Source organism: Cohnella sp. GCM10012308, assembly GCF_042649185.1.
Classification (GTDB): Bacteria; Bacillota; Bacilli; order Paenibacillales; family Paenibacillaceae; genus Cohnella.
This window is the reverse complement of the sequence record NZ_JBHRYU010000065.1, coordinates 1-17,161: the sequence shown is the minus strand read 5'-3', so window position 1 is coordinate 17,161 and position 17,161 is coordinate 1. Positions and strand designations below refer to the sequence as shown.

Here is a 17,161-nt window from a genome sequence, read left to right as displayed (position 1 = left end):
TGCTTCCTTAACAATTCTAAGCCGTGTTTCTTCCTTTAACCTTTTTCCCATCCCGCTCATCTCCCTTATCCCTAGTTTAAAACATTGTAGGGAGGGACTCCAATTTGATTAGGGGGCCTAGGAGAATGTGCAGGTAATTCTCGCAGACTAGCCGGAAATCGGTTTGATGGAGGGAAATACATGCATTTCTGCATCTTTTCTTCTCAAAAGGGTCGACAACGGCGAAAATAGATGTATATTTGCAGGCATTACGGCAAAAGAACGTCGCGTGTGCGGTATCGGCCAGCCTAACGGAACGGGTGCGCGATAACCATCGCGAGGAGTTCCGTCCGCTCAGTAAGGGTTCTCCGCTCAGTAAGGGCTATCCGCTCAGTATGAGTTCTCCGCTCAGTAAGGGCTCTCCGCTTCATGACGATAGGTTTGCCAGCCCATATATTTGCCGAACGCTTCCTCCAGGGAATCCGCGACCGACGACATGTTGGAGGATACGTGATGCTCGAAGCCGCTCTCGCAAATATACCGAAGCAGCTTCTGAAACTTCGGCACCTGCACGACGCCGTACCCGCCGAACGTCAGCAGCGGATCGCGCGTGAACAGTCCTTCGCCCGTATAAGCCGCGATGCCGCCGTTCAAATCGTCGGTCGTAATGCCGCAGTACGTGAAGGGACTCGCTTTAATTCGCCCCTGAATCGTGCCGAGCGTATTTTCCCTGCCCACGGTGCCGGATAAAATCTCATGATAGTCCATACGGATTTCTTCGAATACTTCCTTCGGCAGGTTGCTGCAGTGGAACACGACGCCCTTGTCCGGATCCTCTCCGTAATTGTTGTTCCAATCGAGCAGCGCGCTTGGCCTGCCCGATGCCTGTTGGAGCGCGTACATGCCGACCAGGCCGGTGATGTCGACCTCGCAGGCGCTCGGAATCAGGCTGCTGCTCAGCATGCTCATGATCGTGCACGGCACGATGCCAAAGTACTCCTCCATCGACGTCCAGCATTGCAGCGCAGTGCCCGCGAGGTCGTTTTCGTTCATCCATTCCTCGACGACGACGCCGAGCGACGCCATGCGAACGAGATTCTCCCGGGGAAAACCCTTTACGTCCACGTACGCCGCAATTTCCTCGAGCTTGCGTTTAACGGCTGCATCGCTTTCTTTGCGTTTGTTCGCGCGGCCGAACACTTCGGACAGATCCAGCGTCTCGATCGTGATGCCGGAGCGCTCCAGGAGTTTCTCGCTGTAGCGGACCGTATTGAACGATGCCGGACGTGCGCCGATCGAGCCCAGACGGGCGTTGCGGAGCGACCGGACGACGCGGCAAGTGCCCGCGAAACGGCGCAGATCCTTGCGGAAGCTCTCACTCGTCGGATCGACGGTATGGAGCGTGGTCAGGGAGAACGGAATGCCGTATTGATGGAGGTTGTTGCAGACGGACATTTTCCCGCAGAAGCTGTCGCGCCGGTCCCGGATGCCCATCTTGGTCATGTCGTCGTTAAAGGCATGGACGAGTACGGGTACGTTCAGCCCCGAGTAGCGAATCGTATTGGCGATAGCCTTCTCGTCGCCGAAGTTGGGCAGCGTGACGAGGATGCCGTCAATATGATCGCGGTTCGCCTTAAATAAATTTCCGCAGGCTTTGGCGTCGTCCAGCGTCATGACAGCGCCGTATTTCGTATCCGCGACATCCAGAATGACAGCGTCGATGCCTTCTTCCTCCAGCACGCGGAGAATTTGCGTGCGCCCCGATTCGCACAGATGATCGGGAAAAAAGCCACGGTTGCCTACGATAACGCCCAGCTTTGCGCGTTTGATCTGTTTTTGCGCCATAGATCGTCCCTCCGATGGTTAAGTCCCCAGAATATGAATGCTTTCCTTTATGCGTTGCGACGGCGATCTTCCGGTCCCGTCCATATGCCCGCTTGATCTTCCCGGCGCCAGTCCGCAAGCGGTCTGCCGACGGGGAGCCGCTCCCAGCCCGAGCGTATTCTTTCCTGCACCCGATCCCACGGCACGATCCCGCTCGTCGCCCCGAGATGCTCGACGCTGCAGGCGCCGACCGCCACGGCGCTCGTCATCGTATCCTCGGGTCCGAACTGCAAGAGGAGGCCCTGAATGAACCCTGCGATCGTACAGTCGCCGGCGCCCGTAGTTCCCGCAACGGTTGTACGAAAGCAGGGCGCCCACAACTCTCTGTCGCTCCAAGCTTCGACCGTTGTCGGCGGCAGCCGGCCTGCAAGGACGGTCGACAATTGCGAAGCGCTGCGCATATACAAGCCCGAGGCGCCGAGCTTGAGCACGACGATGCTGCAGCCCATGGCTAGCAGGCTTGCGGCGAGCGCCCGGATCGTCTCGACGGATACCGATTCGCAGAGCTCATCCCCGGATAGCGCCAATTGCTCATACAGGTCGCGATTGACCATCATCAGCATCTCTTCGAGACTGGGCATGAACACGTCGACGTTAGGGAGCGCCTTGGATAATAGACCGGTCCAGTCCGCTTCGTAAGCCGCCGTTCCTTTGCCGGGCATGGCCATGTCCAGCGAGACGGTCATCCCTTTCTCCCTGGCGCTCTTCAGAATAGCGGTCAGCCGATCGCCGCCGTCGTCGTACATGCCCTTCATGAGCGGCGGATAGCCGAAATGGAAGTGGCGGGCCGCATGACACTTGTCCCAAGCGATATCTTGCATCGAGAACGTATCGTTGGTGCCGGGGCAATGAATAAAAGTGCGGTCCGTTCCGGGCGGATTGACCACCAGCGTATACGAGCTGGTTTCTCCCGCAGCTTGGGCGATGCCCTCGGTCAGCGCAGGATGGACTTCCCTGAGCAGGTTAAGCGTCAGGCTGCCGAAGAAATCGTCGCTGACCTTCCCGACTAAGCGTACGTGCGTGCCGAGCCGGTGCAGGGCAATCCCCGTATTCGATACGGCGCCTCCGGTGCAAAATTCCGCTTCGCCGACCTCGATCAGAGCGCCCGGCGTCATCCGGCTGCTATCCGCTTCGCCAGGGAGGAACCTGGGGATAATGTCGACCGAGATATGTCCGCATACCAGCACATCCGCCATCTCCGACACCCCACTGCCATTTTTCGTCATAGTTTATCTCCTTCGGCCGCTTCCGTTATTGCTTTACATATGGCCGCCAGTAAGCAACCGATTCCTGATGATCGGGAATAATGCTGAACTCCGACGACCAAGCCTCGCGATGATAAATTTCGAAAATAAGCTCCGCCTCGGTGGCGCCGGATGCCTCAAGCGCTTCGATGACCTTGTCCGCGTGGATGATGCCGATGTCGTTGTAAGCCTTCGTGAACGGCCAATGCCGGCTATGTCCGGCTTCGGTCTGCTGCAAGTGGATGATGGGGGATACGTTGCCGAGCTCGCGGATCCAGCGATACGGATCGCGATCGTTAGGATGCGGCGCGTGACCCGGATCCAGACAAAGCTTGAAGGGGATGCCTGCGCCATCGTTCAGCCTGGCGAGCAGCTCTCGCGTTTCCTCGACGGTGTTGGCGTACTCCCGGGGAATGGACATCGGCTCGAAGATCATGCAGGCCATCCCAAGCTCCTTGCAGAACCAGCTGAGCTCCTGCCAATATTTGATGCCTTCAGCCGTTCGTTCTTCCCGGGTCGCAGGGCTGTCATAGTCGGAAAAAGTAAGAATGCCGGGATGGCCGCCCGTCATTTTGGCGCCCATTCTTGCGGAGATAACCGCAAACTTTTTGAACCAGGCCAGCCAGGCTTGCCGTTGTTTGGCATCGGGATGCATGAAATGATTCACCCGGGTGAACGAGCTGAGAAAGCTGCTGGTAATCGACAAGCCATATTTATCCGCATTTTCGATAATCTGCTCGGTCTGCTCCTCGACGATATCGTCAGGCAGGTAAACGTTAAGCAGATCGGCGACGAACTGTACGTATTTGAGTCCCATTTCTTCCGCGACGATGCGGGTCCAAACCTGAGGCTCGGGGTATTTGTTATTCGCAAAGCCCATGTTGATTCCAAGCTTCAAATCGAGCGCCATGTAGGGATTCTCCTCTTTGATAAAGTAGCATTAACGTTAACATTAACGATAATGTAAACATTAAAGCAGATTGGAATCGCTGTCAATGCATAAAAAAAAGTGCTGGTCCAACAGGGGATCGGTCCCTGTGCCAACACTTATCGATCGATAGGGGATGCGCTACAAAAGCGATCTCGTACTATCCCGGACGACGAGCCGCGTATCGACGACTTCGTGATATCGTTTGCCGGGATTTTGCTTATAGATTTTTTTCAGCAAAATCTCAAACGCTTTGCGCGAGGTTTTCCCTTTGGAATTGCTGACGCTCGTGAGCGGAAAAGGGATGAATAAACGCGATTGGATATTGTCGAAGCCGACGACGCTAATCTGATCGGGAACCTGGATCTGATGCTTGTTCAGGATAAAAATGGACTCCCATGCCATCATATCGTTAAAGGCGAACAGCGCGGAGAAAGGCAGCTTGGATTTGATGACTTCGCTAAGCTCGATCCGGACGCCGCCGGAGAGCTGCGACACCTCGCGGATCAGCTCGGGATTCACGGCAATGCCCGCTTCCTTCATCGCGCGGGTGTAGCCTTCGAGGCGCTCGCGCGAGCTGGAAATCGAACGATGCGCATTGAGAAACAGGATATCCCGATGCCCGCGTTCCAAAAGGTGCATAGTGGCCAGGTACCCGCCTTTCTCGTCATCGCTTACGACATAATCCATCGTATCGTCGTCCATATGACGCCCAAGCAAAACGAAGGGGGTACCCGTACGCGCAAGAAACGCCAGATTGTTGGCGTTGCCTTGGGAAGGGCAAATAATGATGCCGTCCACGTTTTTGGACAAGGCGGATTGTATCGCCTTCTGCTCGGCTTCCTGGTCTTCATAAGCATTTAAAATGAACGTCGTATAATCCTGCATTCTCGCAGCCCGCTCGATCTCTTTGACGGCAATGGAGAAGTGGGGATTCGAGACGTCGGCGACGATGACGGCGATCGTCTTGGTGATGCCCGAACGAAGAGAGCTGGCCATCAGATTGCCGATATAACCGAGCTCCTGCGCCTTTTGTTGAATCAGCTTGCTGGTGGCCGCGGAGATATCTCCTTTATTTTTAAGCGCGCGAGAAACCGTATTGACCGTAAAGCCGGTTTGCTCGGCAATATCCTTTAAGGTCGTGGCTTTGACAGCAGGCCGTACCTGTTCTTCGCTCATTTCATCATTCCTTATCACGCATTTCGGCAGTCGATGTCCTGTGATCTAAATAGTAGGCACACATAGAAGGGTTGTCAACTTGACCGGGAGGGCGTTAGAATAGGACGACAAAGACCGGGCAGCCGCCGCCCGGTCTTCGTCTGTCTTCGCGCATATGAGGGATAGCAGGGGGGCCTTACTTTTGCGCGGCTTCCTTGGCAAGCTCCTTGTGAACGATCGGAGCGACCTTTGTGCCGAGCAGCTCGATCGTGCGGAGCAGCTCGCGGTGGGGCAAGGTGCTGACGTCCACGTGCAAAAGGAATCGTGTCAGGCCCAGATTCTGGCGCAGCAGCACGATTTTCTCGGCGACATACTCGGGATCGCCGACGTAGAGCGCGCCGCGCAGGCTGCGGGCTGCGTCGAACGAATCGCGGGTATAGGGCGGCCAGCCGCGCTCGCGCCCGATGGTGTTCATCTGGGCCGCGGTCGAAGGATAGAACAAATCTGCGGCCTTCTCGGTCGTATCCGAGATGAAGCCGTGCGAATGCGTCGAGATCTGCAGCTTGCTCACGTCGTGACCGGCCTTCGCGGCCGCCTCTTTATAGAGGGCTACGAGCGGCGCGAACCGCTCGGGCATGCCGCCGATGATGGCGAACACGACCGGAAGCCCAAGCGTACCGGCGCGAACCGCGGACTCCGGATTGCCGCCGGTACCGATCCATACGGGCAGCGGCTCCTGCACGGCGCGCGGATAGACGCCGAGATTCTTGATGGCCGGGCGATGGCCGCCGCGCCAGTTGACCTTCTCCGAATCGCGAATCGCGAGCAACAGCTCCAGCTTTTCGTCGAACAGGCTGTCGTAGTGATTCAGATCGTACCCGAACAAAGGAAACGATTCGATAAACGAGCCGCGGCCCGCCATAATCTCCGCCCGGCCGCCCGACAGGCCGTCCAGCGTCGAGAACGCTTGGTACACGCGGACCGGGTCGTCGGAGGACAGGACGGTCACGGCGCTCGACAGCCGGATTCGCTTGGTCGTCGCCGCGGCGGCGGCGAGAATGACGGCAGGTGCGGAGCTCGCGTAATCTGCGCGATGATGCTCGCCGATCGCATAAACGTCAAGGCCGACCTGTTCGGCCAGATTGATTTCTTCGACCGCCTGTCGCAGCCGCTCTGCATGCGTAACGCCGCCGTCTCTCGGTGCTGCCTCGAGAAAAGTGCTGATTCCTATTTCCATTTTAGAGGTCGTAAGATCGGACATGATGAATCGCTCCCTTCCAGATAAGTTCATTATACTTTAAATATTACTGCAACTCAATATTAGTAAGTTAATAATTGAATGTTTATGAGATAACGGAAAAAAAGCTGCTCACTAGAGCGGCCAGGAAGCGAAATTACAGATTATAGGGTATATTTACAATATCAACAACCTTCTGCTTCAGTAGGAAGAGGCGGTGAAGCGATGAGAACAAGATTGGTTTTGTCCTGTTTTTTTGTTGCGTCGTTTATTATTCTTTGCGGATGCAGTATAAATACTGAATCTTCGAAAAAAGAGGTTATCGTCGAACGTAGCGGCGAGCTTACCCTGAATGAACGGTTAAATGAGACGATCGATCGTTATTTTACATATTGAGGAATGGAGCGCGTTCGCAACCGACGACTTTAGGAGGATCGACGATCGCTACTGAGTGAGGCTGCGCGATTTTAATGCAAGCTTTTCAGGTCATCCGAATAGTTAACGAGGAGATGAAAAAATGTCTTCATTGGAGAATCAGGCTTTTGCAGGCCAAAATGATCTGACCTACACCATCACGACGCAGGGGGCCACTTATCAAAACGATGCGATCGAGGCCTCCGTCATTATCGACATCCTCGTGGGATTCGAAACCGACCCCGATGACTTTATTGTACTAGAGCCGAGCGCTCCGATTGGCGGAAGCGTCTATATGCAAGCCATTCCTACTCCCGATGAAGACGGAGGATTCAGCGTTGAACTGCGCTTGGAGCACGCTGACGGAACCTTTAGTCATTACAGTTATTCGACGACGGACAAGGATGAAGCGATTCGCATGTGTCTCGATTATTGGGGAATGCAGAAGCTGCCCGATTTGTCGGGATGGGAGGACGTAACGGATCAGTTTTGAGCAGCGCCAACCGTACCGCGGCCAAGGACGAATCCCTAGTTGAAGTCGTGGCACGGTTGGCTTGTTCGACGAAGTTCGGTCTTTAAGTCTTAACGCCGGCGAGCCGAGAGACGCTTCGGTTTTTGGGCCCATGTGCGCACAGACATCAGCAGGAGAAGCGACGCCGCCAGGGCGGATGCCTGAAAGACGGCCGAGCCGAGCAAGCTATGCGATACGGCATGCGCGAATTGGACTTTGGAAGGCTGATCGGCATGCACCGACATGTTAAATACCGTGACGAGAATCGCGAGGCCCAGCGAGGCGCCGCTCTGATGCGCGACATTGATCAGGCCCGAGGCCGCGCCTGAATCGCGAGCGTCGACGTTCGAGAGCCCAAGCGCGGTGAGCGGCTGGAACATCAAGCCGGACCCGATGCCCATGATGGCCATCAGGAAAAACATTTGCGGGAAATACCCCGTTTGCGCGGCGATCGTCCGGCTCATCCACAGCGTCCCGAGGACTGCCAGCAGCAGACCGACGATCAACAATTTCCGGTTGCCGTAACGGCGAACAAGGCTTTGCATGACGAACATCATGCCGAATTGCGCCGCGGAAAACGGAAGAAAGGCTAAGCCCGCTTCAAGAGAACCGAAGCCAAGCACATTTTGCAAATATTGCGGGATAAAGAAAAAGAGCGAAAAGTTGCCGCCGACCAGCAGAAACCGACCCAGATAGGCCCCCGAGCGCTGACGGCTCGCGAACAACCGCAGCGGCACGATCGGCTCGACCGCACGCTTTTCGACAAGCACGAAGGCGGTCAGCGACACGATTCCGACGACGAGCCAGATCCAGGTCCCCGCCGAACCCCAGCCTTGACCCGCGGCTTGGACAAAGCCGTAAACCAACCCGGTCATGCCGACGACGGACGTCAGCGCGCCCCACAGATCGAACCGGCCGGTCCTCGTCTCTGATTCCGTCACGTAACGCCACACCAGATACATTAAAACGATGCCGATGGGTACATTGATAAACATGCCGACGCGCCATGAAATAAAATCGGTAAAAAATCCGCCGAGCAGCAGCCCGATCCCGCCGCCTGCACCTGCAACCGCGCTGTACATCGCGATCGCCCCGGACCGCTCCTTTTCCTCCGTAAACGTCGCTGACAACAGAGCCAGCGCAGCCGGCGTAGCCAGCGCGGCCGCAAAGCCCTGGAAAGCGCGGGACACGAGCAGCACTTCGGCTGTCGGCGCTAAGCCTGCGAGCAGCGAGGTCAAGGTGAATAGCCCGATCCCCGCCCCGAGCATCCTTCTTCGGCCCAGCAGGTCTCCCGCCCGGGCGCCTAACAGCAGAAATCCGCCGAAGGCTAAAATATAGCTGTTTTGAACCCATGTTAGGCTGACGGTCGACATATGCAGCGAACGGCCGATCTCGGGGATCGACGTCACCATAACGGAGGCGTCCAGTACGACGAGCAGCTGGCATGCAATGATAATCGTTAATATAATGCCTTTTGATTGCAACATGTAAGCATGTTCCTTTCCCGATAGAATGTATGGCTCTGATCTGTATTATGGATGGAAGCGGGAGCGGGAAGTAGACCGTTCCTGCTTGAAAATTGCCTAAAGCTGCAATATGATAGTTGGAGGAATGAAGGAGGTCGAGCGATATGCCGGAGTTAAGATCGGATCCTCATGCGACGCTTGAAAAGCCGGTTTCCATTCATAAGAAGGCGCTGGACCAGCTTATAGCCTCAACGAATCGGATGCCGCTGCCAGAAGGACGGACGTCAACCGCCGTTCCGTACTTTTCGATCGTCAAGCACAGCCGCGAGACGCAGCGAAGTCCCGGCGTTCTGACGCCTTCTTTTTGTCTGATTCTTCAAGGCGCGAAGAAGCTCTATCTAGGCCAGGAAGTGTACCATTATGCGGCGGGCGATTACTTGGCATCGCTGATCGATATACCGGCCTCCTCGCAAGTCGTCGGCGTTTCGGAGCAATCGCCTTATATCGGTTTGCGAATCGACTTTACGACGCAGGAGATCGCTTCCGTGGTCATGGAGGCGGGAATCGATGCGGAGCCGAAGGAGAAAGGTTTGAACGCGGGCGCTTTTATCGGCAAGTCGGATGCCGCGCTGCTGGACATCTTTGCGCGGCTGTTGAAGCTGATCGACAAGCCTCACGAGTCGCGTTTTCTGTCGGAGCTGCTCAAACGAGAAATGATTTTTAATCTGCTGTCGGGCGATTTCGGCCACTTGTTTTTTCAAAAGGTTTTGTTCGATCAACGGGCGGACGGCGTAGGCAAGGCAATTCAGTGGATCAAGGAGAACTATGCGCGCTCCTTTACCGTCGAGGAGCTGGCCAAATCCTGCAATATGAGCACTTCGGGTCTCCATCACAAGTTTAAAGCGATTACGACCATCGGACCCCTACAATATCAGAAGCAGCTTCGCCTCCAGGAAGCGAGGCGCATGATGCTGAGCGGACCGGTAGGCGCGACGACGGCTGCGATGGCGGTCGGCTACGAAAGTCCGTCGCAGTTCAATCGGGAATACCGCAGGTTGTTCGGCCTGCCGCCGCTGCAGGATATCAAGGCAATGAAGAGATCCTCGGCCGGTTGGGGGTTCGAGGATCGGTGAGACACGGTTAACTGTCCCGATAAACGCCCCATATGTATAAAAAATCCGCGATAAAAAGTGCATTGTTTCCGTTCCCCCGCTGCGCTAACCTAGGTTTATCCACTGAGAATGAATATCAGTGATAAAGAAACCGGGGGAGAAGATCGTTATGTCTGGATGGATTCAAAAAACGGCGACCACGATGGTTGCGGTGTTAGGTTTAGGTTTGCTCGCAGCTTGCGGCTCCGAGGCGAACAAGCAGAACGGAGCTTCGACGCAGTCGGCGTCGGCGTCCACGGCTGGGGAAAACGCGCAGGCATCGACGGAAGCGGGCGCGGCGACGAATGCGCAGACGCGCACCGTCAGGGACGAGTTCGGCGAGGTTACCGTGCCGGCGCATCCGAAGCGGATCGCGGCCATCTATCTGGAGGATTACTTGAAGGCGCTTGACATCACGCCTGTCGTCCAGTGGTACAACCCGATGTGGGGCAAACAGGATTACTTGAATCTGGACGTGCCGTTATTCGATAACTCGGGCAGCATCGAGGCGCTGCTGGCGCAAACGCCCGATCTGATCATTCTCGACGGCGCCGTCGATCGCGCGGCTTACGATCAATATTCCAAAGTAGCGCCGACCTTCAGGCTGCCCGAGGCTATCTTGCAAAGTCCGGATCAGATTTTGAAAACGATCGCCGATGTCGTAGGCGTTCCTGAAAAGGCCGAGAGCGTGGCTGCAGCATACGAAGCCAAAGTAGCGGATGCCAAAGCCAAACTGGCGCAAGCCGTAGGCCAAGAGACGGTGGCGGTCATCCGCGTCAATGTCGGCGATCGGACGATCGCGCTGTTCGGCGCCAAGAATCGGTATGCGGGCAGCATCCTATTTGACGAATTGGGGCTTACGCCTCATCCGATGGTAGAAAAAATGACCGAATTCCAGGAAATTTTATCCGAAGAGGCGTTTTCGATGCTTGATGCGGACCACATCATCGTCATTCCTTCCAACGGGGATTGGCAGACCGCGGAAAACCAGGATGCGTTTACGCTGCTGGACAGTCCGATGTGGAAATCGGTGCCGGCGTTTAAAAACGGGCATGTGTACAAGGTCGACCGCAGCTACTGGCAGAGCGGGGCCATTACGGCCAACGGCATGAAGATCGACGATCTCCTGAAGCTGATGGTCAAGTAACAAGATGTCCCTTACTCGCTTACTCGCTTACTCGCTTACTCGCATACTCGAATACGGAAAGCTTTTCAATTTGAGGATTGAAGAGCTTTCTTTTTTTATTTAAACTACGCTTATGGGTAAATGAGAACGGTTATCAGCGAGTGGGGGACACCATGGCAAACAACGGGCAAAGCGACATGGAGACAGCAAGAGAGACGATTCTTTTTCGCATGGTCAAATCCGAGTCTTTCACAGTCGAAGCGGGACAAGGGATGGCAATGTCTTCGGGCGACTATATGCTATTGTTGATCGCAGGCGGCGGCGGAGAGGCGCTGTTGGAAAATAAACAAACGATGCTTGAAAGGGGTACCGGCCTGATGCTGCGTCCTCACGCGATCTGCAGGCTTGAAGCCGGAGCGGGTGGCGCGACGGGCTATCGAATCGACTTTGAGGCGGCCGGGCGGCAGAGCAGGCCGGATGGCATGACCGGCGTGACGGCGCTCGATGCCTGGCTCGCATCATGGACGCATGCGTTCGGAGCGGCCGCGGCCGGCACGCTGCCGGAGGCGGAGCATTTGCATCGGAGCCGCGCCGAACGCGACGAGCTGGATCAATGGGACCGGCAAGTTCGTTTCCAGAGACTGTTGCTGTCGCTGCTGAGGGACTATCGCGGCGCTGCGGTCTGCGACCATACGGTGCGGCAAGCCGTGACCCAATCGGTCGAATACGTAAGAGACCATTACGCTGAGCCGCTGACGATCGGACGGCTTGCCGACATGGCTGCGACCCATCGCTGGCGTTATACACAGCTATTCAAAGAAGAGACGGGACAGCTTCCGATCGATTTTTTGAACACCGTCCGGATCGACAAAGCGCAAGAACTGCTGCTGCTGACCGAGGACAAGCTCAAAGAGATCGCGCATGCGGTCGGGTACAGCAACGAATATTATTTCAACCGGAAATTCAAGCAAAAAATCGGGGTCACGCCTGGACAATATCGCACCCGCAATAGCGGGAGAACGCGCATTTTCGCTCCATTTCTGGAGGATTATTTGGTCGCGCTCGGCGTAACGCCGATCTTGCAGTGCACCCATCGTCCGTGGGGCAGGCAGGATTATCTGGGGCTCCGCGGCGTACCCGATTTTGATATCGCATCGGACGATTGGACGGTTCTCTCCGGCCATCGGCCCGAATTTATCATCTTGGACGATGGATACCGAAGGTGGGGTCTGGAACGATACAGCCGGATTTCCCCGGTATTCAAAATTCCCTTCAACGGCGAAGATTGGAGATTTATGCTGAGATCGATCGGCAATGTGTTAGGCAGGCAGCAACAAGCGTCGGAGGCCATCGAGACGCTCGAGCGCCAGATCGCGGACGCGCGGCACCGGCTCGGACGTTTGTCGGGCGGGCAGTCCGTAGCCGTGCTGCGAATCTCGGGTCGCTCGGTCGCGCTGTACGGAGGGAGCAGCTCGGGTTATACAGGGCCGCTGCTCTACCGAGGGCTCGGACTCTCCGAGCCTGACATCGTGCGGAGCATGGCGCCGGGCACCCGGCGAATCGATCTGACCCCGGAGCAGCTGGAGATGCTTGACGCCGATCACCTGTTCGTTACGTTCGAAGGTCAGGACGGCCGGGAGCTGCTCGATTCCAGCGCGTGGAAAAGCTTGCGGGCCGTCAGAGCAAATCGCGTATACGAGGTAGATTTTATGGCCTGGATGAATTACGGCGTGCTCTCCCATAGCCGCAAGATCCACGATGTGCTAAAGGTGATGGGCGGTTGACAGAGACGAAGAGCGATTAATCCAGCGACGGCCGGCGGCGATAGGCGGCCGGCGTAACGCCGACGATGCGCTTGAACAGCCGATGGAAGTGAGGCAGGCTCTCGAAGCCGCATTCGGCGGCGATCTGGGCCACGCCGCGATCCGTCGCCAGCAGCATCTCCTTGGCTTTGACGATGCGCTTCGCGGCGATAAAGCCAGTGACGTTCATGCCGGTCATCTGCTTGAAGACCCGGCTGAAGTGGGCAGGGCTGACGGACGCCCGCTTGCTCAGCTCGCGGAGCCCGATATCGTCTGCGTAATGCGTATCGATAAATAGCAGCGTGTCGCGCATCCAGAGCGGGCCGATTGCCGGCGCCTGCGCAGTCTGGCCGCGTCCTCCCGTGCCCAGCTCCCGATTGACGGATAGCAGAATCCGCTGCAGCAGCAAGGATACGGCATGCCGCATTCCCGTTTTCGAAGCCCGCAGTTCTTCGTCGATCTCCCGCAAGCCTTGCTCGAATCCCGCCGCCAGGTCCGGGCCGCAAAGCAATCTGTAGATGCGGTTCAGCTTGCTCCAATCGAAGCCCTGCAAATAGGAAAACGGCTCTCCGAGCGACTGTGCCTGCACCAGCGCCGGATTGAAAAAGAGCGCGGTGGACGTGACCGGGTCTTCATGATCCGGAAATGCGCGATGGATCGTGTTGCCCGGGATGAGAAACAGGCTGCCGGCGTTCATGTCGTAAAAGGTACGGTCGATAAAAAAGGTTCCTTTGCCGCCGTGAACGTACACCATCTCGTACCAGTCGTGCAAATGGTCGGGCAGCTCGCGCTGCTTCGTCTTTGTGTCTCTGTATACGAACGAAAAAGGAAAATCCGGCGAGGCATTAAAGGGTTTAAAAATAGGCTTCATACGGTCGGCACCTGCGATCGGCGATTTCTTATCAAAATATCAAAAAAGGATATAAAATTGCAAGCTGACGCAATTTTATAATGAATCTGAGATGCTAGAATAAAGAGAGAACGGTTACAATATTTCGCCATAAGGGAGTTGCGGTATGAGAATCGATGCGCATCAGCATTATTGGCAGATCGAACGGGGCGATTATGGCTGGCTCACGCCGGACATCCCGGTTTTGAATAGGGACTTTTTGCCGCCTGATCTGAAGTCTCATCTGGACGCGCACCGGTTGGACGGGTCGATTGTCGTACAAGCCGCGCCGACGCCCGAGGAGACGGAATTCCTCTTGTCGCTCGCCGCGACAGACGATTCGATTAAAGGCGTCGTGGGCTTTCTGGATCTGGCGGATGCGAGCCATCCGGTCCATTTCGAACGCTTCGCCCGGCATCCGAAGTTCGTCGGATTCCGGATCACGATCCAGGATATGCCCGATGCCCGCGTTATTGTCGATCCGGCGTATGTCGAGGCGCTGCGAAGCTATGCGGTGCAAGGCATTGCTGTCGATTTGCTCGTGAAGTCCGATCAACTTGAGCCGCTGATCGAGCTTGTGAAGCAAGTGCCGGGCTTGCACGGCGTGATCGACCATATCGCCAAGCCCCGTATCGCCGAAGGCGCGATGGAGCCTTGGGCGGACCAGATCGCGGAGCTGGCTTCGCACGCGAACTTGTACTGCAAGCTGTCGGGCATGGTGACCGAAGCGGACCACGAACGCTGGAAGGCCGAACAGTTTATTCCCTACGTCCGTCATGTCTTGGCGTGCTTCGGACCGGATCGGGTCATGTTCGGCAGCGATTGGCCTGTCTGCTTGCTGGCGGCCGGCTACGACGAGGTGGTCGATATTTTAGAGCGCGCGCTGCCGGACACGTGGGGAGACGAAGAGCGGGAGAAGCTGTTCGGACTGAATGCCAAGGCCTTTTACCGGCTGTGATGCGGCGCGAGCGATTATGGACAACGAGGTGAATTGGCGAAAATGAAGTACCGTAAATTAGGGAATACGGACCTCGACGTCTCCGTATTAAGCTTCGGCGCTTCTTCGCTGGGCTCGGTGTTTCGGGAGACGGATGAAGGAGAGAGCGTAAGAACCGTTCACGCGGCGATCGATGCCGGGATCAATTATATCGATGTCTCTCCCTACTACGGATTGACCAAAGCGGAGACCGTGCTCGGCAAAGCGCTTCAGAATATTCCGCGCGACAAGTTTATCCTGTCGACGAAGGCGGGCCGCTATGGCGCCGATACGTTCGATTTTTCCTTTGACCGGATCGTGGCAAGCGTGGACGAGAGCCTTGCAAGGCTGAACGTAGACGAGCTCGATGTTTTGTATTTGCATGATATCGAATTCGTGCCGGCAGACATCATTTTAAAAGAAGCGATTCCGGCGCTGCGGCGGCTGAAGGACCTCGGCAAGATCCGGTTCGGCGGGATCTGCGGCCTTCCGCTCGCGCTGTTCGAGACCTTTATTCCTCTTGAAGATGTCGATTGCATCATTTCCTACTGCCATTATTCGTTAAACGATACCAGCTTGTCCGGATTGCTGCCCCGTCTTGAAGAGAACGGCATCGGCCTGGTCAACGCTTCGCCGCTCTCCATGGGTCTGCTCGGCACGCGCGGCGCGCCCGACTGGCATCCTGCTTCGCGGGAGATCAAGGCTGCTTGTCGTGCGGCAGCGCTGCATTGCGAAGCGCAGGGAGCGGATATCGCCAGGCTGGCGATCCAGTTTTCCACCTCGAACGCCCGAATCCCGACGACGCTCGTCAGCACGGCCAATCCGGACAACATTCGGAAGAACGTTTCCTGGACAGACGAACCGATGGACGAGAGCCTCCTGGCCGAGGTTCTCGCGATCCTTGCGCCCGTTCGCGACCGGACATGGGTCAGCGGACGCGACGAGTATAACGCGGGGATCGGAGGCGCTAAAAAATGAGAGGCATCGTATGCGCGGAGATCGGACGTTTTGCGTTTATGCACGATCTGCCTGAGCCGGCGCCGGCCGCCGGTTGTGCCGTCGTAACCATTAAGCGAATCGGCATTTGCGGAACCGACCTCCATGCCTACAGAGGCAGACAACCGTTTTTTACTTATCCCCGCATACTGGGGCATGAGCTGTCCGGCATTATCGAAAAGATCGGTCCGAACGAGGAAGGGCTTCGGGTCGGCGATCGGGTCGGCGTCATTCCGTATATGCACTGCGGGACCTGCATCGCCTGCCGCGGCGGCAAGACCAACTGCTGCACGGATATGAAGGTGCTAGGCGTCCACATCGACGGCGGCATGCGGGAGCGGATCTCCGTGCCGGTCTCGCATCTGATCGCAGCGAACGAGCTGATGCTCGACCAGGCTGCGATGCTGGAGCCGTTCGCGATCGGCGCGCACGCGGTGCGCCGGTCAGGGCTGGCGGCGGGCGAAACCGCGCTTGTGATCGGCGGCGGTCCCATCGGGCTGGGCGTCATGGCGTTCGCCAAGTCGCGGGGCGCCAAGGTCGTCGCGATGGACGTCAACGAGGACCGGCTTGCCTTTAGCCGCGACTGGGCCGGAATCGACGATACGGTAGATGCGCTATCGGATCCGCTCGGCAGGTTGCTCGCTGTAAACGGCGGCGAGCTGCCAAGCGTCGTATTCGACGCCACGGGCAATGCGCAGTCGATGAGCGCGGCATTCGCGTACACGGCGCATGGAGGCAGGTTGGTCTACGTCGGCTTGGTCAGCGCCGATATCCAATTCCACGACCCCGAATTCCACAAGCGCGAGCTGACGCTGATGGGGAGCCGCAACGCGACCCGGGAAGACTTTGAGCGCGTAATGGAGGTCATGGCTTCCGGGGCGATCGATGTCGACCGTTATATCACGCACCGCGCAGACTTCGGCGATATGATCGGGCGATTCGAGGATTGGCTGAAGCCCGAGTCAAAAGTGATCAAAGCGGTTGTAACGCTTTAGGTGAGTTTAAACGCCAGAAGAAAAATGCATCCGATCGGCTGGGCCTTGTGCCTGCCGGTCTTTTTGTCATTGCTATGATGTTTTACTCCTGACGCGGGCTGCGGCGATTCGATGACAGGGAAGTGCCTGACGCGGGCTGGGGCGATTGGTGGACAGGGAAGTGCCTGACGCGGGCTGGGGCGACTGGTGGACAGGGAAGTGCACTTTCGACGTGCCGGAGCTTTTCAGGTGTTTGCGGGTCGAAAACCTGCATTTATACAGTTATTTTCTGCCGACCAGGTAGCGTCAAGAAGTTTGTGTAAGTAAGGCATCTCATCGTTATACGCATGTAGATGTCGAGAAGTTGGGGGACGCAGCCCAAGCGAAGGCGCGGGAGTTCTATTCCGCTTTTTCCATTGCATGAGC

The 17,161-nt window shown here is 56.7% G+C and carries 14 protein-coding genes; 7 read left to right on the top strand and 7 right to left on the bottom strand.

Annotated elements, in window-relative coordinates:
- Positions 1-387: 387 nt before the first annotated feature.
- The 5 genes from ACFOTD_RS34095 to ACFOTD_RS34075 all read right to left on the bottom strand — a co-directional run bounded on the left by ACFOTD_RS34095 (position 388) and on the right by ACFOTD_RS34075 (position 6,454).
- Positions 388-1,824, bottom strand: a complete 1,437-nt coding sequence (locus tag ACFOTD_RS34095; protein ID WP_378124456.1) for an L-fucose/L-arabinose isomerase family protein — start codon at positions 1,822-1,824, stop codon at positions 388-390.
- Positions 1,825-1,871: 47 nt separating this feature from the next.
- The gene (locus tag ACFOTD_RS34090) at positions 1,872-3,089 is read right to left on the bottom strand and encodes a carbohydrate kinase family protein (protein ID WP_378124455.1); all 1,218 of its coding nucleotides are present in this window, start codon (positions 3,087-3,089) and stop codon (positions 1,872-1,874) included.
- A gap of 25 nt (positions 3,090-3,114) precedes the next feature.
- Positions 3,115-4,017, bottom strand: a complete 903-nt coding sequence (locus ACFOTD_RS34085; protein ID WP_378124454.1) for a sugar phosphate isomerase/epimerase family protein — start codon at positions 4,015-4,017, stop codon at positions 3,115-3,117.
- Positions 4,018-4,176: 159 nt separating this feature from the next.
- Complete coding sequence (locus tag ACFOTD_RS34080; protein WP_378124453.1) at positions 4,177-5,214, bottom strand: LacI family DNA-binding transcriptional regulator; 1,038 nt, start codon at positions 5,212-5,214, stop codon at positions 4,177-4,179.
- A gap of 175 nt (positions 5,215-5,389) precedes the next feature.
- Positions 5,390-6,454 (bottom strand): LLM class flavin-dependent oxidoreductase, encoded by a 1,065-nt coding sequence (locus ACFOTD_RS34075; protein ID WP_378124452.1) that lies wholly within the window; start codon positions 6,452-6,454, stop codon positions 5,390-5,392.
- A gap of 493 nt (positions 6,455-6,947) precedes the next feature.
- Between ACFOTD_RS34075 and ACFOTD_RS34070 the strand changes: the two genes are divergently transcribed.
- The gene (locus ACFOTD_RS34070; RefSeq protein ID WP_378124451.1) at positions 6,948-7,337 is read left to right on the top strand and encodes a hypothetical protein; all 390 of its coding nucleotides are present in this window, start codon (positions 6,948-6,950) and stop codon (positions 7,335-7,337) included.
- 89 nt (positions 7,338-7,426) lie between these two features.
- Here ACFOTD_RS34070 and ACFOTD_RS34065 read toward each other — a convergent pair whose 3' ends face one another.
- Positions 7,427-8,842, bottom strand: coding sequence for an MFS transporter (locus ACFOTD_RS34065; protein WP_378124450.1), 1,416 nt, complete (start codon positions 8,840-8,842; stop codon positions 7,427-7,429).
- Between the two features lie 143 nt (positions 8,843-8,985).
- On the opposite strand from ACFOTD_RS34065, the gene ACFOTD_RS34060 reads away from it, so the two are divergent.
- The 3 genes from ACFOTD_RS34060 (at position 8,986) to ACFOTD_RS34050 (ending at position 12,882) form a co-directional block, all read left to right on the top strand.
- Complete coding sequence (locus ACFOTD_RS34060; RefSeq protein ID WP_378124449.1) at positions 8,986-9,954, top strand: AraC family transcriptional regulator N-terminal domain-containing protein; 969 nt, start codon at positions 8,986-8,988, stop codon at positions 9,952-9,954.
- A 148-nt stretch (positions 9,955-10,102) separates the two neighbouring features.
- Positions 10,103-11,119: an ABC transporter substrate-binding protein gene (locus tag ACFOTD_RS34055; protein ID WP_378124448.1), complete on the top strand. Its 1,017-nt coding sequence runs from the start codon at positions 10,103-10,105 to the stop codon at positions 11,117-11,119.
- 152 nt (positions 11,120-11,271) lie between these two features.
- Complete coding sequence (locus ACFOTD_RS34050; protein ID WP_378124447.1) at positions 11,272-12,882, top strand: helix-turn-helix domain-containing protein; 1,611 nt, start codon at positions 11,272-11,274, stop codon at positions 12,880-12,882.
- Positions 12,883-12,898: 16 nt separating this feature from the next.
- Here the strand turns inward: ACFOTD_RS34050 and ACFOTD_RS34045 are convergent, their stop codons facing one another.
- Complete coding sequence (locus ACFOTD_RS34045; RefSeq protein WP_378124446.1) at positions 12,899-13,771, bottom strand: helix-turn-helix domain-containing protein; 873 nt, start codon at positions 13,769-13,771, stop codon at positions 12,899-12,901.
- A 145-nt stretch (positions 13,772-13,916) separates the two neighbouring features.
- Here ACFOTD_RS34045 and ACFOTD_RS34040 point away from each other — a divergent pair, with 145 nt between their 5' ends.
- The 3 genes from ACFOTD_RS34040 to ACFOTD_RS34030 are packed head-to-tail and all read left to right on the top strand — an operon-like array spanning position 13,917 to position 16,756.
- Positions 13,917-14,747, top strand: a complete 831-nt coding sequence (locus ACFOTD_RS34040) for an amidohydrolase family protein (protein WP_378124445.1) — start codon at positions 13,917-13,919, stop codon at positions 14,745-14,747.
- A 42-nt stretch (positions 14,748-14,789) separates the two neighbouring features.
- Positions 14,790-15,743 carry an aldo/keto reductase gene (locus tag ACFOTD_RS34035; protein WP_378124444.1) on the top strand — a complete coding sequence of 318 codons (954 nt, stop codon included), beginning with the start codon at positions 14,790-14,792 and terminating at the stop codon, positions 15,741-15,743.
- Positions 15,740-16,756 carry a zinc-binding alcohol dehydrogenase family protein gene (locus ACFOTD_RS34030; RefSeq protein WP_378124443.1) on the top strand — a complete coding sequence of 339 codons (1,017 nt, stop codon included), beginning with the start codon at positions 15,740-15,742 and terminating at the stop codon, positions 16,754-16,756. Before ACFOTD_RS34035 ends, ACFOTD_RS34030 begins: the two co-directional genes overlap by 4 nt.
- The last annotated feature ends 405 nt before the right edge of the window (positions 16,757-17,161 follow it).